We start from the raw sequence: 19486 nt of genomic DNA on the forward strand, positions 1-19486 counted from the left end.
CCCTGCAAACACAAATTATGTGTCTGCAGAGGACGGTATACCGCGGTGCCACCTCAAGTTGGAAAAACATATTATTTTCCCCTCTCAAGCAAGAAATTATACATTTCTTGCCAAACCCATTAACGGTGGAAGCCGAGTTTCCCTACTTATTTCAAGAAACCACTCATAAGTCCATTCACCTTCTTATATCGTACCGGTTTCCACCTGTTCCGGCTCTCTGTGACGACTCTAAAAAGATTACTACTCTTAATCATAGATTTAATTATCCATTTTAAAAAAACACAAAAAGGGCCCTCATCCAAAGGACGAGGAACCCGTGGTACCACCTTAATTAGCTTAATAAGCTCACTTTACGGCATTATAAATATTATATGCCTATCTCCATTAACGATGAGATAATCGCCAAAGCCTACTCCGTCAATCCGTTTCGGTTTGGGGCTCGGAAGTCCATTCGCTTAAATTTGTTCACCAGTTTTCAGCAACCACTGGCTCTCTGCAGAACAGCATTAAGGTACTCTTCTTCGTCATTGCCTTTATCATTTCTTGATTATTATGTTAAAACAATCTATTCATGAAGTCAATGGAGTTTTCTAAAAATAATATTTTTATTATTTCATTCGTATCCAGTCATCGTCTTCGATTTCTTTTGCTTTCTTAATAACAAGATATGCGGAATAGTCGCTGACAGACTCAAACTCATCCGTATATTTTTTTTCATCCGCTTTGCCGGGGACTATTTCCTTAAACCTTCGATATGCTTTCATAAAAGCTTCTTTTTGTATTTTACTTTCATATGCCTTTTCGACTGCTTCAAAAAATTTAATAACATCGACGATTTCTTCCGTTGACCAATCAAGATCCATTGGATATTGATAATCCATGCTTACACGCTCCTTCTAGATAGTTATTCCTGTTGCTTGGGAGACTATTATCAGTCTGCCCATTTTGAGCGAATTGCCTCTGCTTGGCTGATAATCCGACTGAATAGCTCAGCCGTCGTTGGTACATCATGAATCAGACCCATTACTTGTCCAGCCCAAGCATATCCTTCACCTTCAACTCCATCATGGATATAACGCTGGTTTGCTTTTCCACTTATGTAATTCTGCAGTTGCTCATATCCGCCGTCTTCCTTTTCTATTTCAAGAATTTTATCAGTCCAACCATTTGCAATAACACGGGCTGGTGCACCAATAGACCGCTTAATGACAACGGTATCATTTTCTGTACCGGAAACCAAGGCATTTTTGTATAATTCATGGGCATGAACACATTCTTTTACTGCAATGAACCTGGTGCCCATTTCAATCCCTTCGGCTCCAAGTGCCAACGCCGCCATCAACCCGCGCCCATCACCGAAACCACCTGAGGCGATGACTGGAATTTTCACGGAGTCTACCACTTGAGGAATTAATACAGAGGTTCCGATATCATCGCGTCCTAAATGTCCTCCGCCCTCCTGACCAACTACCATCACTGCGTCTGCACCCAGCTGCTCAGCCTTGATTGCCTGCCTTCTTGCCGCAACTAGCACAAGTTTTTTCACCGGAGTATCCTTAACATAATCGATAAATGGCGCTGGATTCCCACCAGTTACAGAAACAACGGCAATCTCCTCTTTTAGTGCTGCTTCAAGCATATGTTCATATGGTCTTCCGTGCTGACCAATTGCAAAATTAACGCCAAACGGTTTGTCCGTCAATGATTTTGTTTTTCGTATTTCCTCTACCAATTGATCAGGGTTATCCAACGACATCGCTGTTACCTGCCCTAGGCCCCCTGCATTCGAAACAGCCGCAGCTAGTTCTGCATAAGCTAAATGCGCCAATCCTCCTTGCACAATCGGGTATTGAATCCCTAACAAATCAGTCACACGAGTTTTCCAATTCAAAATCTTCATCCCCCTTTTACTTCTGAGTGAGTTTTATTAATGAACACTCTCTATTACACCTTTATTATGGCAAATATTGTTTTTTCATTCAATTTTAAAACTCATAGTTCAAATTGTTTTTGATTTAAAAGAAAAACTCTTGAACTGGTAAATATTCCTTCCTGCTATTACAAGGTATGTACAATAGAACTCAAGCTGTTATTTTTTACATTAAACTCACGCTAGGCATTTATATGTAAGACGTGCTATAATTCATTTGTTTTATGTCTATCCACAAGAGCTTACTAACCGTTTTTTAAGGTTACTCCAAATAGGAGAAACATACGACTGTAAATAGAAAGGGAGTATATTTCCCTGGATATTTCGTACCTATTATATTGAAAAGGGGCCACAAAGAATTGTCACAGAATGAAACACCATTATATACTGCCTTATTACAGCATGCCAAAAAAAATCCCGTTCAATTTCATATTCCAGGTCATAAAAAAGGAAAAGGAATGGACGCTGATTTTCGTGATTTTATTGGAGAAAATGCACTATCTATAGATTTAATCAATATCGCACCACTCGATGATCTCCACCAGCCAAAGGGAATCATTAAAAGAGCCCAGGACCTTGCTGCAGAAGCATTTGGGGCCGACCATACATTCTTTTCCGTTCAGGGAACAAGCGGTGCAATCATGACGATGGTCATGGCAGTCTGCGGTCCTGGGGATAAAATCATCGTCCCGAGGAACGTACATAAATCTGTTATGTCTGCTATTGTATTTTCAGGAGCGGTTCCTATTTTCATCAATCCTGAAATTGACAAAGACTTGGGAATCTCACATGGAATTACCATTGATGCTGTTGAAAAAACATTAAAGGAACACAGCGATGCAAAAGGCTTACTCGTAATCAATCCGACCTATTTCGGCATTTCTGCTGATTTGCAGAAAATTGTAGAAGTTGCTCATTCCTACCAAATACCTGTACTGGTTGATGAAGCCCATGGTGTTCATATTCACTTCCACGAAGACTTGCCTATGTCCGCTATGCAAGCTGGAGCTGATATGGCCGCTACGAGTGTTCATAAACTGGGTGGATCACTAACAGGAAGTTCCATTTTAAATGTTAAGAATGGTTTAATTTCTGCCAATCGGGTCCAGGCAATTTTGAGTATGCTCACTACTACCTCAACTTCCTATATTCTTCTTGCATCTCTCGATACCGCAAGAAGACAACTTGCGACCGTTGGCAGAGAAATGATAGATGGTGCTATCAAGCTTGCAGAGTATATCCGGACAGCTATTAATGAGATTCCTTATTTATACTGTGTTGGAAGCGAAATTTTAGGTAGTAAGGCAACCTATAGTTATGATCCGACAAAACTAATCATCTCCATTAAAGAATTGAATATAACCGGATACGACGTTGAGAAATGGCTTCGAGAAAAACATAATATTGAAGTAGAACTTTCTGATTTGTATAACATCCTTTGCCTAATCACACCAGGGGACTCTAAAACAGAAGCAGATTTGTTAATCGCTGCCCTTAAAGACTTATCGGATGAGTTTAAAGAAATGGCTGCTGATCATGAAAAAATCGAAGTCCTGCTTCCCGATACACCACCTCTTGCTTTATCACCGAGAGATGCATTTTACGCAGAAACTGAAGTGGTTCCTATCGAGGAATCTGTTGGCAAAATCAGTGCTGAATTCATCATGGTCTATCCGCCAGGGATTCCAATTTTTATACCTGGTGAACTGATAACAGAAGATAATATCACATACATTCAGAAAAATATCGAGGTTGGTCTACCAGTTCAAGGTCCAGAGGATCCAGAAATTAAATATTTACGAATTATTAAAAACTGATTGAATATCAAAAACCAGAGCATAAACAAACTGCTCTGGTTTTTTTATGCGACTCCAAAGGCCCACCCCATTCCAGTTGCCCGTGCTTTACACAGATAAAGTTCAGAAAGGGATTTGCCAAATTCTGAGTTCCTACTGTACAAGCAAAAAAAGGGTGCCCCAGGTTACAGCTCCTGAAACACCCTCGAATTCTATTAATATCTGAGATTATCTTTTTTATTATTTTTCAGAGGCAGCCGTATCACAGCTGTGGCAGTTGTGATTGTGTGTATAAAGTACACTTACTTTTTCATCTTCAAAATGTTCAATCGTGCTATTGCAAGTTTGACATACGATAGTTCCCATTTTTACAACCCCTTCCTCTATATTGTATGCATTAATCATTAAATGTAACCGCTTTATATGAATTATAATATAACACATTTATAATTTCAAGCTATTAAGTATAACATATATAAAATTCCCTTAAATTCATTTCATTCAATGCCTTTGATTTATTTCTCTCTGGATTGAAGCCCCCTTAAAATGGTTAGAAGGACAGAGACTCAAAGCTTCACAGTAGGCTGATACATTTTATCACGAAGCGAATCCAACGACTCTTCCATTCTCCATATTAAAGTAGCTGGTTAAAGGTTAGGCTATTCGAAGTCGTTTAGCTTGTTCTACGGTCTAACCTAAACATGGTATTTATCCATACAAAGTATCCTGAGTAGATGTTGAATCTGTCAACACCCTGAAATTAACCTCCTCATAATCATAGGCGGCAGAATGTCAGTTACGAGTTCTCCAGTGATTGTTATTGTCTGTTTTATAAACCCCTGTAAATAATTCTTCTTTGTCCATTTGTGACCTTTTTCACCCTATATATAAATTCATGCTTACACTTGCATTAGTTCATCAAAATCGTAAGTCTTCAACCAGGACGCACATGCCTCAATATCAGTGGAAAACATACGGTCCTTTGTAATACTCGGTACAATCTCCCTGGCCTTTTCAAAGAAACGAAGGGTTCTCGGAGCCATTCGTTCGATTCCCCGGTATTCGCCCCCCTGCATCGCTGTAATACATTCAATCGCCAACTACATGCCATGTATATTTTGAATGATCTGGTATGCGTGTCTTGCTGCAATCGTACCCATGCTCACATGTCCTCTTGATTAGCTGAAGATGGAATGGAGTCTTACACTTGCTGGATGGGCCAGCGCCTTATTTTCCTATATGAGCGATGCCGCACAATATTGCATAATCATTGCACCTTACTGTAGCCCAGGTCTTGCGCTCAAAAAAGGCGGCAGATCATTCAGCTGTGGATTTACGAGTCGTTCAATCCTCCGTTCTGATATACTAGCAATTTCTGCAACACCCATCTTAAAAAAATCCATTGCAAATGCAAGAGGTTGACCATGAAAGTTCCCCTGAAATCACAGTTTCTCCTTCATCAAAAATAAGGGGATATTGGGAGAAAGGGTGACCATCTCTTTATTAAAAATGATTTTTTGATTGACTTATTGTTAAAACTTTACCGGTAAGCATCATCCCCTACACCCCTTTAACATAGTAAAGGAGCTGTATCGCTTTAAATTAAGTGATACAGCCCCTTTTTTGTAAAACATTAATATCTTCATCAAATTGTATATTCATAATATATTCATGATTCCCACCTCTTATTAACTATCATCTGTATAAATTTTACATCGAAATAAAAACTGGAAGCCAACACACTTTAACAATTTTTAAAAACATTAACAAACTAACCTAGCAGAGTGAAAAAGGAATTTTACCTTTAAATTTACATATAGATAAGTATATAAAACAACCATAAAATGTTAAAATACAATTAAAATCTATAGAGCTAAGGGGGATTCAAATGGTTGAAAATGCCTATATCAAGCTCGTTCCTGAGTCTGTGAAAGAAGCCGTAACCATTGAAGACGTGAAGGAATTACTCACATATTACCAAATGATCACCGCTAAAACGGGAAAACAACTCAATTGGGATTATGATAAGAAGGCCTTTCCTTATGAAATGAAAGAGCCTGAAAAGATGAAAGATAAAGTAATTTATCTCCAATCCAATGTGGACAGATATCACATGATACTAATCGGAGTCGACCAAGAAATCGTACAGGACGAAGATGGACTAGAGCGAATTCAATCTTATATCCAATTCACCCTCCCAGAAACGGCAACATTCGGTGATAAAGGGAAAGCTAATGAATTATGCAAATTCCTTGCAAAGAAGTTACGAGCACAGCTCCATCTCTTTAACAAGCGAGTGATGTATTACTATCCAAGAAAATAAAAAACTGATAGTGGCCGTAACTTCAAATCATTCAGGCGTTTCAATTAATTTTGGGTCAAGAATCTTATATCCTTTCTTATGAAAATCTTTCACAATATCCTCTATCGCTTCTCTCGTCCATTTTCGGTCGTGCATCAGTAAACTGGCTCCATTGGATAAATAAGGATTGTTCAACATGATCTCTTTCAATGCTTTTTTATCTTGATATTCCTTTTCCCAATCATATCCATATGTCCAATTCATGACCAGCATTTTTTCATTTGCAGCAACTTTTTTGGAAAAATCGGTATTAGATCCAAAAGGCGCCCTAAAATACTTAGGGCGTTCCCCGATAATGCCTTCCACCAAATTATTCAATTTTACTATTTCCCGCTTTTGCTCTTCTTCTGTCAGCTCTTTCAAATTGACATGAGAATAAGTATGATTACCGATGGAAAAGCCCATATCATGAATTTCTTTTAACATCGATTTCTTTTCATCACTTTCAAGAAAATGTCCATTTACAAAAAATATCGCCGGCACTTGAAGTTTTTGAAGTGTTTTTGCAATTTCTAACGAGTACTTATCAGGTGCATCATCGAACGTCAACAAGACAACCTTAGGTTCTGCATCCTGAATTGGTTCAAATGACCAATTATCTTTGTTCAACCGGTACTCGGCCTGAAAATTTTCTTTCTCTGAATTCCTAATTGTTTTTGAAGCTTCTTCTTTCATATCTTGCTCTTGTTTGGTTTCATCTTGGATAGTGGTAGTTGTTTCCACACTTTTTGGTTCTTTTTTTTCAGTTTGATTGGAAACTGAATTATTACAACCAATTAATAAAAGTGAAGCAAATACAAACATAACTACTACTTTGGTGATCATGTTTCCTCCGTGTTTTTCATGTGTCATTGTAAAGATTCAAAATTCAATAAATGGGTACTAACGTTTCCAAAAGAATTTGCATTACACCGTAACATAGTAAACTGATTATGGTAACAAGCATTGTCCGCTTGTTGGATTTTAAAATCATTTTACCAATGTAAATGGCCAAATAAGAAAAAACCAGAAACATAAATACCTTAAAAACAAAACGATCATTAACAGAAAGCCATTCAACCAATGTATATCCGCTCCAAACGATTAGTTGAAAGAGGATTACCAGATAATTTTTCAAGTGATCCACCCCATTTAAATTGAATAATCAGCCACTTTGTTTAATCGGCATCCTTATTCTTCAGTACATCGCTCTTTCTATTTTTTTCCTCTTTTACTCAATTTAAACCTTTTATAGAAAAAAAGTATGAAGACCTTTGTATAGCTTATGCGCATTTTGCACTTTTCATTTAAATTGAGTAAAGAAAATATCCTAATTTGGGAGAAGACATTAAATTTGTACCAGTTTTAATTTATTTTTTATTTATAAAAACCAAAAAAGCGCACTGCAAATGGCGACACGCTTTTTTTGGTATCAATTATTTAATAATATGAATTGGAGTTCCTAGGGCTACTTCAGCAGCTTCCATAGTGATTTCTCCTAAAGTTGGATGTGCATGGATTGTCATCGCGATATCTTCAGCAGTCATTCCTGCTTCGATAGCTAAACCAAGTTCTGCAATCATATCAGAAGCATTTGGTCCTGCGATTTGGGCTCCAATAACCAATCCGTCTTCTTTGCGAGTGATTAGCTTCACAAATCCGTCCGTATTGTTCAATGAAAGAGCACGTCCATTTGCAGCGAATGGGAACTTAGAAGCAAGCGCTTCGATTCCAGCTTCCTTCGCTTCTTTTTCATTATATCCGACAGAAGCAAGTTCTGGTTCAGAGAATACAACAGCCGGAATAGCAAGATAGTCGATTTCTGATGAATGTCCTGCAATGGCTTCAGCTGCAATTTTACCTTCATAAGAAGCTTTATGAGCCAATTGTGGTCCAGAAACGATATCACCGATTGCGTAAATGTTTTTCACGCTTGTACGGCATTGTTTATCAGTTTCGATTAAACCACGGTCAGTCATTTTGATTCCGACTTGTTCAAGACCAATTTCTGAAGTGTTCGGACGACGACCTACTGTTACTAAAACGTAATCGGCTTCGACTTTTTTCTCTTCGCCTTTTACTTCATAAGTAACGGTAACGCCTGTTTCAGTTTCTTCCACACCTTTAGCATTTGCTTTAGTAACAATTTCAGCACCTTTGTTTTTAAGGTTACGTTTAACAAGTGCTGCCATTTGTTTTTCAAAGCCTGCAGAAAGAATCTCTTCCGTACCTTCAAGTATAGTCACTTTAGTTCCAAAGCTGGCGAATGCGCCGCCAAGCTCTGTACCAATGTAACCTCCACCGATTACTACGATAGAACTTGGAACTTCTTCCAAAGCAAGAGCTCCAGTAGAATTAAGTACACGTTTCGTATATTTAAAGGACGGAATCTCGATTGGTGATGAACCAGTAGCGATGATTGCGTTTTTAAATGTATATGTTTGAGCTGAGTCATCATTCATAACACGGATGCTGTTTTCATCAACGAAATAAGCTTCGCCTGTTACAACCTCAACGTTATTACCTTTTAACAGGCTGCTTACGCCGCCAGTTAATTTTTTTACAACAGTACCTTTCCAAGCTTGTACTTTAGAAAAATCAACAGTAACTTTTTCTGCAAAGATACCCATGTCTTCTGAATGTTGAGCCTCATGGAAACGGTGTCCCGCTGAAATTAAAGCTTTTGATGGGATACAGCCTACATTCAAACAAACTCCGCCAATTGTTCCTTTTTCAACGACCGTTACTTTCTGTCCAAGCTGTGCTGCGCGAATTGCCGCAACATATCCCCCTGGGCCTGAACCGATCACTAAAGTATCTGTTTCGATTGGAAAATCTCCTACTACCATTGTTTACGCCTCCATTAGCAATAATTCTGGGTCGTTCAATAACTTTTTGATGTGATTCAATGCATGCTGAGCAGTAGCCCCGTCAATCATGCGGTGATCAAAACTCAGTGATAATGCCAGAACTGGAGCGGCGATAATTTCCCCGTCGCGTACAATTGCTTTTTCGGCAATGCGTCCAATCCCTAGAATGGCAACTTCTGGATGATTGATTACAGGTGTGAACCACTGACCGCCTGCGGAACCGATATTCGTGATGGAACATGAAGCACCTTTCATTTCGTTAGGAGCCAATTTTCCGTCACGAGCTTTCGTAGCTAATTCATTAATTTCTTGTGAAATAGCAAAAGTTGATTTACGATCTGCATCTTTTACAACTGGAACGAGCAGTCCTTTGTCTGTGTCTGCCGCAATTCCGATATTGTAATAGTGTTTATGGATAATTTCACTTGCCTCATCATCAAACGATGTGTTAAGCATAGGGAATTCACGCAATGCACTTGTTAACGCTTTAACAACATAAGGTAGGAATGTAAGCTTAATTCCTTTTTCTGCAGCAATTTCCTTGAATTTCTTACGATGAGCAACTAGTAGCGTCACATCGACTTCATCCATTAATGTTACATGTGGAGCTGTCTGTTTGGATTTAACCATTGCTTTGGCGATCGCTTTTCTCATACCGCTCATTTTCTCGCGAGTTTCAGGATATTGCCCTTCTGGAATTGAAACTTTTTGTTTTTCGGTTGTTTCCGTATCGTTTTGTTGTGAAGCTTCACTTTGAGCTGCTGGTTGCTGTGGAGCCGTTTTGCCGTTTTTGAAAGCATCGATATCTTCTTTCATGATGCGGCCATTATCCCCAGAACCAGAAATCTCACGAATATTTACCCCTTGTTCGCGTGCATATTTCCTAACAGAAGGCATGGCGATAATACGTCGTGAAGGATCCGCCTCAACCTGTGGTTGTGATCCCGCGCCCGTTTCTGCACTATTTTCTTGAACCGGAGCAGCCTCTTTCTTGACTTCCTGTCCAGCTTCAGCCGTAGCTTGAACCTGGGCCTCCGTATTCTTCTCACCTTCTGCCTTCGCTTCTTCTCCATGATCCCCTTTAAACTGAAGATCTTCATAACCTGGAGCATCGAATGTTACAAGTACATCACCGACAACGGCAACCGTTCCTTCTTGAACAAGGATTTCTTCCACGGTACCTTCCACTGGTGATGGAATTTCAACAACGGCTTTATCGTTTTGAACCTCGCAAAGCACGTCATCTTCTTGGATCTTATCTCCTGGTTTAACAAACCATTTCACTATTTCACCTTCGTGTATACCTTCTCCGATATCAGGGAGTCTAAATTGGAATGCCACTGAGTTCAACCTCCTATATTAAATCATACTTAGTGCTTTGAATAAAGTCCTTTATCTTGTAATTCTTCTAATGCGAATTACTTCCTCAAGCAGTTACTACCATTCCGATTACTCAAGATAGTTAAAACTTCAAGACTTTAGTCGCCGTTTCAATAATGTCTTTATAATTAGGGAGCCATACTGTTTCAGCTTGAGAAAACGGGAATACTGTATCAGCAGCAGCCACTCGTAGTACTGGTGCATCCAAGCTTAAAATAGCACGTTCGTTAATTTCCGCGACAACATTCGCTGCTATGCCAGCTTGCTTTTGTGCTTCTTGAACAACGATAGCGCGTCCAGTTTTTTCCACTGATGCAATGATTGTATCAATATCCAATGGAGATACAGTTCTTAAGTCAACAACTTCAACCGAATGACCTTCCTTAGCCAATTCTTCAGCTGCCTTGATTGATTCCTGTACCATCGCACCATACGTAATAATGGACAAATCCGTTCCTTCTCTTTTTACATCTGCTTTTCCTAATGGAATTGTATATTCTTCCTCAGGAACTTCCTGACGGAAAGAGCGGTACAATTTCATGTGCTCAAGGAAAATGACAGGGTCATTATCACGAATCGCTGAAATCAATAAGCCTTTAGCATCGTAAGGAGTGGAAGGGATAACTACCTTTAACCCTGGTTGCTGAGCCATTAAACCTTCTAAGCTATCAGCATGCATTTCCGGAGTATGCACTCCACCTCCGAAAGGTGAGCGAATTGTAACCGGCGCACTGTAACGTCCGCCTGAACGGTAGCGCATACGAGCAAGCTGACCGCTTACGGAATCCATTACTTCATATATAAAACCGAAGAATTGAATTTCAGGAACAGGACGGAAACCTTGTAAAGAAAGACCGACCGCTAATCCACCGATTCCAGATTCAGCAAGAGGAGTATCGAATACACGATCTTCGCCGAATTCTTTTTGAAGATTTTCCGTTGCACGGAAAACTCCACCATTAAGACCAACATCTTCTCCAAAAACGAGTACATTCTCGTCATTTTTAAGTTCTGTACGTAATGCTTCTGTAATTGCTTGAATCATCGTCAATTGAGCCATGGCTTACTTCGACTCCTTCTCTTTATAAATTTCATATTGTTCTTTTAAGTTATAAGGCATTTCTTCATACATGTTTTCAATAAGGTCTGTCACCTTTTGCTTAGGTTCTGCATCTGCCATTTTGATTGCTTCTTTAATATCGTCTTTTGCTTTTTCTATTGTTTCGTTCTCTAATTCTTCATTCCAGAGTTTTTTGTTTTCCAAGAACTTGCGGAAACGAACCAATGGATCTTTCAATTCCCACTCATTATCCATATCAGAAGTACGGTAGCGTGTCGGGTCATCTCCAGCCATCGTATGTGGTCCATAACGGTAAGTTAATGTTTCAATCAATGTAGGGCCCTCACCATTAATTGCACGTTCACGAGCTTCTTTAACTGCTGTATAAACGGCCAACGCATCCATACCATCAACTTGGATGCCAGGAATACCTGCAGCCACACCCTTTTGGGCTAATGTTTTCGATGCTGATTGCAATTCAACAGGTGTTGAGATTGCAAAACGGTTATTTTGTACGATGAAAATAGCTGGTGCTTTAAATGCACCTGCAAAGTTGATTCCTTCGTAGAAGTCCCCTTGTGATGTACCACCGTCACCCGTATATGTGATTGCTACTGCTTTTTTACCGCGTTTTTTCATACCTAAAGCTACACCTGCAGCCTGAATATACTGAGCACCGATAATAATTTGCGGTGAAATTACATTAACATCTTCCGGGATTTGATTCCCTTTAAAATGTCCCCTTGAGAATAAGAATGCTTGCCAAAGCGGCAGACCATGCCAAACAATTTGCGGCACATCACGATAACCTGGAAGAATGAAATCTTCTTTCTCCAATGCATACTGGGAAGCGATTTGCGAGGCTTCTTGACCGGCAGTCGGTGCATAGAACCCTAATCTCCCTTGACGGTTCAATGAAATTGAACGTTGATCCAAGATACGCGTATAAACCATGCGGCGCATTAATTCTTGTAGTTGTTCATCAGTTAAATCAGGCATTGCCGCTTCGTTAACGACTTCTCCTTCTTCATTTATAATTTGAAAAGTTTCAAATTGTTCTTCCACTTTCTTAAGCTGATTCTGAACATTAAATTTAGCTTGTTTAGTTTTTTGAGCCATTTGGCACCTCATCCTTTCATTAAAAAGGTTTGCTATTATTATTCTATAAGCAAAAATATTTTGCTTTATAGTTTCTTCAACAATGCATTCTTTTATTTTTCCCTTAAGCCTAATCCCTCAAACGTGGATATGGTTAATATGTCTCAATCTTATTCTGTACCATAAAAAAAATCAAGAAAAATGATACAAGAACTTTTATAAATTTAGTTTACAAGATGCATTCACGTCAAGTCAATCACTTGTATTTCCTTATTTTTAAGATTCAATAGAATTTCCAACGCCAAATCTTCATCACTGTGTTAGTTTTGATTTTGTAACTGTACTATAAATTTTCTTCCTTTTTTTAATTTATAGGTACTGAAGTATAATATTACACTTCTATTGACTATCCAATCGATTCCCAAATTGCTTTAACTAAAGGCATTTGAGACTTTAAAATAATATTTCGAGAAAATTTTTAAACGCTTTCATTTCATTCTGCTGTTAGATTTTCTATTTTAGAATTTTTTTAGTACAGTTTCTTCATTTTTTATATTTAGGAGTTCTTTTATATATTGAATAAAAAAATTATTCTAGAATTTTTTAGTTAATAAACTAATGAATGCATAAAAAATAGGCTATGGGTATTACCCACAGCCCATTAAATAATTATTTTTTGGTTGAATCTGCCATTTCTATTCCTGAACTGTTGTAAAAACTTTCTTTTTTCTGATTAGATTTTTCAGTTAATTCATTAAATTGGCTATTCGTTTTCAACACTTTTGTATATGAGGTATTGATTTTCTTGATTTGGCCTTGTAACTCATCCATTTTCAAATCTTCTTTTTTAAATAGTTCATACAATTCACGATCATACTCTAAGCTTTGCTGATAAGCTTCATATAGGGTATCGTACGTGCTATATCGTTCACTCATTATCTTATTCATTTCAGTGGCTTCTTTTTTTACCTTCTTATCTTCTATTTTCCCAATTTGTTCTTCTATCTTATTAAATTGTTTTTTTGAGGCCTGCATACTGTTATGTTCTTTTTCAATAATAGCCTCGCGTTCATCAATATTCTTAGTTGCTTCATCTGAAAGTTCAACGATTTGTTCATATTCATTCATTCCAAGTTTAATAATTTTATCATATTGCTCTTTTTCTTTATTCTCCAATTTATTAAGTGGCTCTTGATGCTCGGTAAAATCACTTTCCTTCTCCGTAGTTTTTTCAAGAATTTTATGGATTTTTTCTTCCGGTGAACTACTAAAACAACCGGTCATAATTGTTAAGGAAAGAAGTAAAACAAAATATAGACGAAAACGTTTCAACATCGACAGCTCCTCCTGATAGTTCTTTGAAGTAGGATATTTTTCTACTCATCTGTTTTAGATGATTGCAGACTCTTGTACTAATCATATTCTAAGCAGGAATTTTCCATTACTAGGCTTTAGCCTACACCCTTTAAACCGTATTGCATAGGCTGTAGAGACCGTTTCAACTTAGAGTGGTCAATACTTTAACAATATAAAAACGGAGGTATAAAATTATGTATGGAGGTTACACCCAGGATTGTTGTTATCCGGTTTCCGTCGCACCCAGCTATGGTTATGGGGGAGGTGGAGGGGGATGTGGAGGCGGCTTTGGATCCGGCTTTGCTCTAATCATCGTCCTTTTCATCCTGCTTATCATTGTCGGCGCCTGCTTCTGCTAAACAGATAATTACTACTACCTTTACCCGAATATGTTATCTATTTACCCTGATTTCACAAAAAAATGAATGATTTTTAAAAAAAGATCACAATCGGTTTATACAATCATGATAGGGATAGGGATTTGAGTATTGATCCTATCCCTATCATGTTCTCTTTTATCAATCCAAAAGCCTAAGTATACAGTCCATTAACTTTTCGTATTTTTTTTGTTAAAATAACCCTATACATATATTATAAATTTTTAATGGGGTGAAAGATTATGCTTACTATGGATGATTTTGTTAACGAAGACGATCCAATATTAAGAAAAGTCGCGTTGGAAGTACCACTGCCGGCTTCTGATGAAGATAAGCAACTTTTAACCAGCTTGATGGAATATGTCCAAAATAGCCAGAATCCTGAAATTTCAGCTCAATATGGTTTAAGAGCTGGGATAGGCTTGGCCGCACCACAGGTAAATGTTTCAAAACGGATGATTGCCGTTCATTTAAAAGATAAAAATGGTGAACTGTATAGCTACGCTCTTTTCAATCCTAAACTCATTAGCCATTCAGTGGAGAAAGCCTACTTAACGACAGGTGAAGGTTGTCTTTCAGTTAATCGTCCAATCTCTGGTTATGTATCACGTTATGCTCGAATAATGGTATCAGGTACGACTCTGGATGGAACACTGGTTCAGCTCCGCTTAAAAGGGACCCCAGCCATTTGCTTTCAACATGAAATCGACCATCTGAACGGAATCTTGTTTTATGATCATATTAATCCAAAAGATCCCTTTACCATTCCAGAAAATTCCGTTGCGGTAGAAAGATGAGCTAACTAAGTGATAAAAAACTCCCATCAGTTGACGGGAGTTTTTAGTTCTAGATCAGATCAAGTTCTTTTAATCCGTAAAGTATACCATCATTATCGACATCCTTCGTTACAAAGTCGGCCTCCTGCTTCAAAAGCTGACTGGCATTCCCCATTGCCACGCCATATCCCGCTACTTTTAACATCTCTATATCATTTAACCCATCCCCGAATGCATAAACATCCTCAAGGCCAAATCCGACTTTTTCCATTAATATCTTTATACCTTCTGCCTTTGACCCACCGAATGGAAGTACATCCGTCGAATACGTATGCCATCTAATAAAATGAAATTTATCATACTGACCAACAAATTTCCCTTCTTCATCCTCAGAGCAAAATAATAACGCTTGGTATATGTCATGATCTTCGTAAAAATCGGCATGAAGTTCTGGATGTGGAAACTTCAGACTGCTTAATGCCTCCTCAATTCTGCTATGATGCGGTACACTAGATTTCATTGTCTCTTCATTCATAAATACAATTGGTATATTATTTTTTTCAGAATGTTCGTGAAGCCTTTTTATTTCAGACAAACTTAAAGGATTTTTGTAAATGACTTCACCTTCAAAAACAACATATTGTCCATTAAAACTTACGAATGTATCGATGCCAAGCTCTTCCCTTAAAGATTCAAACATGAACGGAGCCCTACCTGTAGCAATCGCAACAAAAACCCCATTGTCTTGTAATTGCTTAATAGCTTTTTTCGTTGAGGCAGGTAACTTTTTTTCATGATCTAGCAATGTTCCATCAATATCAAAGAATACGATTTTCACTAACTCTTCACTTCCAATTCATTCAGTTTTCCTTTTTTAATATGTACCCATTTAATAATTGTCATAAAGATAAGTCAAGTAACCCACACCTGTCAATTAACATTTATTGCTACGTTTTTTATTTACAAATGAGCATATACTACTGTAAATAAAATTCATTAAAGCTCAACTTATTCTTCCTACTCTCTCCTCCCAAATCTGCACCTTTTCTATATTACCTCTAAAAGCCTAGTTATCTACTGAGTATTACGCCTTTTTTTACAAAAATGGGCCAAGTACTTGTAAAGACATATTTACTTTATTGAATAATCCTATACAATAATAATTAAGGGAGTGTGATCGCCATGTTAAAAAAGCTTCGTAAAAAGCTTGTAAAACAGTGGAATGATCTTTTAAGAAAAAAATCAATCGCATGAACTGCCGTACCTATTGTGCCTTGGCCGTCATCCAAATGCGAGTTTTTTTCGTACAGCCCTTCAAAAACTTGCGGAGGGCTTCTTCCTTGTTGTAAAGTTCTTGTTAAGCCTTCTTCTATCTTGGCTTTGAAAATTTCAAGTAAGTACATATTGCATTCGGAATATGAAGCGTTGTCTCTTAATGGAACGCTGTACTAAGGGTTAGACACTTAAAGCAAGAAATCGGTTGCGAAAAAAGACTTCGTAACACAATAGAATAAACGCAGTCAAACTGATTTCCACCCTAAAAAAGTTGACCAAAAACTTTTCTTTATCGATTTAAGTTTTACACATAGTAAAAACGGATAGGATAAAAGAATAGAGAAGGCCGCGATGAATTGAATACCTGATTCGGCTGACTATTTTTTATATACTTTTAAGACATTGGTATAATCAGTTAACTAAAACCCCTTCCGTTTTTATGGCGGAGCTGGGTTTATTTTTACATGATGTTGAAAAACATGAAAAAATTGTTGTTTTTATATATAATGAAAAAAGCAATGCAAACAAGTGAGGAGAGATTAAAATGGTATTTAAGGTATACTATCAAGTAACCATAGCAGAGGTTCCCATCAGGGAGAATACTAAAACAATGTTTGTCGAAGGTGAATCCGTTCGTGACGTTCGTTTAAAATTAAAAAAAGAACCTTATAACGTAGAATTCGTAACAGCAGTAACTGGAGCATATTTAGAATATGAAAAACAAAATGAAGATTATAAAGTATTGGAGCTATAATTTATGAAATTTGTAAAAAATGATCAAACAGCTGTATTCGCCTTGGGCGGTTTAGGCGAAATCGGTAAGAACACATATGCTGTTCAATTTCAAGACGAAATCATCGTTATTGATGCTGGAATTAAATTTCCGGAAGACGAACTTCTCGGAATTGACTATGTGATTCCTGACTACAGTTATTTAGAGAAAAATGTAGATAAAATTAAAGGTGTCTTCATCACTCATGGCCATGAAGACCACATTGGCGGGATTCCTTATTTATTAAGAAAAGTGAATGTCCCTGTATATGGCGGTAAGCTAGCACTTGGATTACTTCGTAATAAATTGGAAGAACACGGTCTTTTACGTCAGACAACCATGATCGAAATCAGTGAAGATGAAGTGATTAAATTTCGGAAAACTTCCGTCTCTTTCTTCCGCACAACTCACAGCATCCCGGATTCTTATGGAATCGTTGTAAAAACACCGCCTGGACAAATTGTTCATACTGGTGATTTTAAATTCGACTTTACACCTGTAGGCGAACCTGCAAACTTAACTAAGATGGCGGAAATCGGTAAAGAAGGAGTATTGTGCTTACTTTCAGACAGTACGAATAGTGAAGTACAGAACTTCACGATGTCTGAAAGCCGCGTTGGCGATACCATTCAAGACATTTTCCGTAAAGTGGACGGACGGATTATATTTGCAACATTTGCATCAAACATCCATCGTCTTCAACAAGTAGTAGAAGCAGCTGTAGCAAATGGCCGTAAAATTGCTGTTTTCGGCCGTAGCATGGATTCAGCTATTGCTATTGGTCAAGACCTTGGTTATATTGTAGCTCCTAAAGATACATTTATTGATGTGCAGCAATTAAATCGGATGCCTGCTAACAAAGTAACCATCCTTTGTACAGGTAGCCAAGGTGAACCAATGGCAGCCCTTTCGCGGATTGCGAACGGTACTCACCGTCAAATCCAAATTATACCTGGTGATACAGTTGTGTTTTCTTCTTCACCTATTCCAGGTAACACAATCAGTGTTTCTAGAACAATTAATCAATTATATCGTGCAGGCGCAGACGTCATTTCAGGTCCATTGAATGATATTCATACATCCGGGCATGGCGGCCAACAAGAACAAAAACTTATGCTTCGTTTAATTAAGCCAAAATTCTTCATGCCAATTCATGGTGAATATCGGATGCAGAAACTTCATGCCCGACATGCAGTTGATTGCGGGGTTCCTGAAGAAAATTGCTTTATCATGGATAATGGTGAAGTGCTTTCGTTAAGTGAAAACACAGCACAAATCGCTGGGAAAATCCCTTCAGGTTCTGTTTATATTGATGGAAGCGGCATCGGCGATATCGGAAACATCGTTTTACGCGACCGTCGGATTCTTTCTGAAGAAGGTCTTGTCGTTGTCGTTGTCAGCATTAATATGAAGGAATTCAAAATTGCATCCGGTCCGGACATCATCTCACGTGGATTTGTCTATATGAGAGAATCTGGAGACCTTATTAGCGATGCTCAATCCTTAATCACTAAGCACCTGAATAAAGTAATGGATCGCAAAACTACTCAATGGTCCGAAATTAAAAATGAAATTACAGATACATTGTCTCCATTCTTATATGAAAAAACAAAACGCCGTCCGATGATCCTACCGATCATCATGGAGGTTCAATAAACTAAAAAAAGCCTCCAGCCATTACACTGGCTGGGGCTTTTTTTAGTTTAATACTATTTCCTTACATTCTACGTACACTATAGGTTAAAAGCTTCCTAAAGAAGTGAGCCTGTTCGATATGGAAGAGGTCTCAATTTCATTCTACAATCTTTTTCTCAAAACGATTGATGTCGGAATCTGCTCCAATAACTATCAATATATCGCCTTTATGAATTAAATCGTTTGCTTGTGGAGAGACATTGATTTCATTTCCTCTTTTAATAGCGACAATATTTAGCCCGTAGTGAGCACGGATATCAAGATCAAATATTGAATTCCCATTCATCTTTTGGCTTGCTACAATTTCAACAATGGAGTGTTCATCAGAAAGCTCCAAATAGTCGAGAATATTATTAGACCCGATATTATGGGCAATCCTTCTCCCCATATCTCGCTCCGGGTGCACAACAAAGTCAGCACCGATTTTACGTAGTACCTTCTCATGATAATCATTCTGCGCCTTTACCGTAACATTGCTGACACCCAACTCTTTAAGCATAAGCGTCGTCAAGATGCTCGCCTGAATATTTTCACCGATCGCTACAATGACGTGATCAAAATTACGAATTCCAATATTTCTGAGGACACTTTCATCAGTCGTATCCCCTACTACGCTATGTGAAGCAATTCTAGCAAATTCATTGACACGATCTTCATTTGCATCGATAGCCAGAACTCCTAAACCTTCTTCAGCTAGCGTCCTGACTATACTGCCGCCAAAACGACCAAGTCCAATCACTGCAAATTCCTTTTTCACAGT

The 19486-nt window shown here is 38.1% G+C and carries 19 protein-coding genes, 1 pseudogene and 2 other annotated features; of the genes and pseudogenes, 6 read left to right on the plus strand and 14 right to left on the minus strand.

From position 1 onward, the window contains the following. Window positions 1-25: 25 nt before the first annotated feature. Window positions 26-263, minus strand: a binding site (T-box leader). A gap of 35 nt (window positions 264-298) precedes the next feature. Next, window positions 299-537: a binding site (T-box leader), on the minus strand. Window positions 538-608: 71 nt separating this feature from the next. Both JFU50_RS02075 and JFU50_RS02080 read right to left on the minus strand, forming a co-directional pair. Beyond that, complete coding sequence (locus tag JFU50_RS02075; protein ID WP_053345180.1) at window positions 609-881, minus strand: UPF0223 family protein; 273 nt, start codon at window positions 879-881, stop codon at window positions 609-611. Between the two features lie 50 nt (window positions 882-931). Next, window positions 932-1891 carry an NAD(P)H-dependent flavin oxidoreductase gene (locus JFU50_RS02080; protein ID WP_053345179.1) on the minus strand — a complete coding sequence of 320 codons (960 nt, stop codon included), beginning with the start codon at window positions 1889-1891 and terminating at the stop codon, window positions 932-934. 398 nt (window positions 1892-2289) lie between these two features. Between JFU50_RS02080 and JFU50_RS02085 the strand changes: the two genes are divergently transcribed. Further along, a complete protein-coding gene (locus tag JFU50_RS02085; RefSeq protein WP_201181602.1) occupies window positions 2290-3747 on the plus strand; it encodes an aminotransferase class I/II-fold pyridoxal phosphate-dependent enzyme in 1458 nt (485 codons plus the stop codon). A gap of 219 nt (window positions 3748-3966) precedes the next feature. Here the strand turns inward: JFU50_RS02085 and JFU50_RS02090 are convergent, their stop codons facing one another. Together JFU50_RS02090 and JFU50_RS02095 are read right to left on the minus strand one after the other, a co-directional pair. Beyond that, window positions 3967-4092: a GapA-binding peptide SR1P gene (locus JFU50_RS02090; protein ID WP_098175446.1), complete on the minus strand. Its 126-nt coding sequence runs from the start codon at window positions 4090-4092 to the stop codon at window positions 3967-3969. A gap of 533 nt (window positions 4093-4625) precedes the next feature. Next, window positions 4626-5199: pseudogene (locus JFU50_RS02095) on the minus strand (aromatic amino acid lyase); the annotation flags it as partial. Between the two features lie 415 nt (window positions 5200-5614). Between JFU50_RS02095 and JFU50_RS02100 the strand changes: the two are divergent. Then, window positions 5615-6049: a DUF1885 family protein gene (locus JFU50_RS02100; RefSeq protein WP_201181604.1), complete on the plus strand. Its 435-nt coding sequence runs from the start codon at window positions 5615-5617 to the stop codon at window positions 6047-6049. Window positions 6050-6076: 27 nt separating this feature from the next. On the opposite strand, the gene JFU50_RS02105 is transcribed toward JFU50_RS02100, so the two are convergent. The 7 genes from JFU50_RS02105 to JFU50_RS02135 form a co-directional block, all read right to left on the minus strand. Next, the gene (locus JFU50_RS02105) at window positions 6077-6940 is read right to left on the minus strand and encodes a polysaccharide deacetylase family protein (protein WP_242489017.1); all 864 of its coding nucleotides are present in this window, start codon (window positions 6938-6940) and stop codon (window positions 6077-6079) included. Between the two features lie 16 nt (window positions 6941-6956). Beyond that, complete coding sequence (locus JFU50_RS02110; protein ID WP_309446312.1) at window positions 6957-7214, minus strand: hypothetical protein; 258 nt, start codon at window positions 7212-7214, stop codon at window positions 6957-6959. A 289-nt stretch (window positions 7215-7503) separates the two neighbouring features. After that, window positions 7504-8916 (minus strand): dihydrolipoyl dehydrogenase, encoded by a 1413-nt coding sequence (gene lpdA / locus JFU50_RS02115; RefSeq protein WP_053345168.1) that lies wholly within the window; start codon window positions 8914-8916, stop codon window positions 7504-7506. A 3-nt stretch (window positions 8917-8919) separates the two neighbouring features. After that, complete coding sequence (locus tag JFU50_RS02120) at window positions 8920-10278, minus strand: dihydrolipoamide acetyltransferase family protein (RefSeq protein ID WP_056530562.1); 1359 nt, start codon at window positions 10276-10278, stop codon at window positions 8920-8922. Between the two features lie 121 nt (window positions 10279-10399). Next, on the minus strand, window positions 10400-11377 hold the full coding sequence (locus JFU50_RS02125; RefSeq protein WP_053345166.1) for an alpha-ketoacid dehydrogenase subunit beta: 978 nt from the start codon (window positions 11375-11377) through the stop codon (window positions 10400-10402). 3 nt (window positions 11378-11380) lie between these two features. After that, window positions 11381-12496 carry a pyruvate dehydrogenase (acetyl-transferring) E1 component subunit alpha gene (pdhA, locus tag JFU50_RS02130; RefSeq protein ID WP_201181610.1) on the minus strand — a complete coding sequence of 372 codons (1116 nt, stop codon included), beginning with the start codon at window positions 12494-12496 and terminating at the stop codon, window positions 11381-11383. 648 nt (window positions 12497-13144) lie between these two features. Next, window positions 13145-13810: a YkyA family protein gene (locus JFU50_RS02135; RefSeq protein ID WP_201221519.1), complete on the minus strand. Its 666-nt coding sequence runs from the start codon at window positions 13808-13810 to the stop codon at window positions 13145-13147. 215 nt (window positions 13811-14025) lie between these two features. On the opposite strand from JFU50_RS02135, the gene JFU50_RS02140 reads away from it, so the two are divergent. Together JFU50_RS02140 and def are read left to right on the plus strand one after the other, a co-directional pair. Continuing rightward, on the plus strand, window positions 14026-14190 hold the full coding sequence (locus JFU50_RS02140; protein WP_201221521.1) for a YjcZ family sporulation protein: 165 nt from the start codon (window positions 14026-14028) through the stop codon (window positions 14188-14190). A gap of 260 nt (window positions 14191-14450) precedes the next feature. Next, entirely contained in the window at window positions 14451-15005 is a 555-nt protein-coding gene (gene def / locus JFU50_RS02145) for a peptide deformylase (RefSeq protein ID WP_201181618.1), read from the plus strand. A gap of 49 nt (window positions 15006-15054) precedes the next feature. On the opposite strand, the gene JFU50_RS02150 is transcribed toward def, so the two are convergent. Both JFU50_RS02150 and JFU50_RS02155 read right to left on the minus strand, forming a co-directional pair. Further along, window positions 15055-15822, minus strand: a complete 768-nt coding sequence (locus JFU50_RS02150) for a Cof-type HAD-IIB family hydrolase (protein ID WP_236694876.1) — start codon at window positions 15820-15822, stop codon at window positions 15055-15057. Between the two features lie 325 nt (window positions 15823-16147). Further along, the gene (locus JFU50_RS02155) at window positions 16148-16387 is read right to left on the minus strand and encodes a hypothetical protein (protein WP_053345161.1); all 240 of its coding nucleotides are present in this window, start codon (window positions 16385-16387) and stop codon (window positions 16148-16150) included. 416 nt (window positions 16388-16803) lie between these two features. On the opposite strand from JFU50_RS02155, the gene JFU50_RS02160 reads away from it, so the two are divergent. Together JFU50_RS02160 and rnjA are read left to right on the plus strand one after the other, a co-directional pair. After that, the gene (locus JFU50_RS02160) at window positions 16804-17013 is read left to right on the plus strand and encodes a DNA-dependent RNA polymerase subunit epsilon (protein WP_053345160.1); all 210 of its coding nucleotides are present in this window, start codon (window positions 16804-16806) and stop codon (window positions 17011-17013) included. 3 nt (window positions 17014-17016) lie between these two features. Further along, entirely contained in the window at window positions 17017-18687 is a 1671-nt protein-coding gene (gene rnjA, locus JFU50_RS02165; protein WP_053345159.1) for a ribonuclease J1, read from the plus strand. Between the two features lie 136 nt (window positions 18688-18823). Here rnjA and JFU50_RS02170 read toward each other — a convergent pair whose 3' ends face one another. Further along, window positions 18824-19483 carry a potassium channel family protein gene (locus tag JFU50_RS02170; RefSeq protein WP_157444071.1) on the minus strand — a complete coding sequence of 220 codons (660 nt, stop codon included), beginning with the start codon at window positions 19481-19483 and terminating at the stop codon, window positions 18824-18826. Between the last annotated feature and the right edge of the window lie 3 nt (window positions 19484-19486).

This window comes from Peribacillus sp. TH14, from assembly GCF_016651145.1.
GTDB classification, from domain to species: Bacteria; Bacillota; Bacilli; order Bacillales; family DSM-1321; genus Peribacillus; species Peribacillus butanolivorans.

Coding starts and splice junctions, on each gene's coding strand:
- lpdA (WP_053345168.1), bottom strand. CDS start 8,916: ATGGTAGTAGGAGATTTTCCAATCGAAACAGATACTTTAGTGATCGGT.
- JFU50_RS02090 (WP_098175446.1), bottom strand. CDS start 4,092: ATGGGAACTATCGTATGTCAAACTTGCAATAGCACGATTGAACATTTT.
- JFU50_RS02160 (WP_053345160.1), top strand. CDS start 16,804: ATGGTATTTAAGGTATACTATCAAGTAACCATAGCAGAGGTTCCCATC.
- JFU50_RS02105 (WP_242489017.1), bottom strand. CDS start 6,940: ATGACACATGAAAAACACGGAGGAAACATGATCACCAAAGTAGTAGTT.
- JFU50_RS02125 (WP_053345166.1), bottom strand. CDS start 11,377: ATGGCTCAATTGACGATGATTCAAGCAATTACAGAAGCATTACGTACA.
- def (WP_201181618.1), top strand. CDS start 14,451: ATGCTTACTATGGATGATTTTGTTAACGAAGACGATCCAATATTAAGA.
- pdhA (WP_201181610.1), bottom strand. CDS start 12,496: ATGGCTCAAAAAACTAAACAAGCTAAATTTAATGTTCAGAATCAGCTT.
- JFU50_RS02075 (WP_053345180.1), bottom strand. CDS start 881: ATGGATTATCAATATCCAATGGATCTTGATTGGTCAACGGAAGAAATC.
- JFU50_RS02140 (WP_201221521.1), top strand. CDS start 14,026: ATGTATGGAGGTTACACCCAGGATTGTTGTTATCCGGTTTCCGTCGCA.
- JFU50_RS02155 (WP_053345161.1), bottom strand. CDS start 16,387: ATGTACTTACTTGAAATTTTCAAAGCCAAGATAGAAGAAGGCTTAACA.
- JFU50_RS02135 (WP_201221519.1), bottom strand. CDS start 13,810: ATGTTGAAACGTTTTCGTCTATATTTTGTTTTACTTCTTTCCTTAACA.
- JFU50_RS02100 (WP_201181604.1), top strand. CDS start 5,615: ATGGTTGAAAATGCCTATATCAAGCTCGTTCCTGAGTCTGTGAAAGAA.
- rnjA (WP_053345159.1), top strand. CDS start 17,017: ATGAAATTTGTAAAAAATGATCAAACAGCTGTATTCGCCTTGGGCGGT.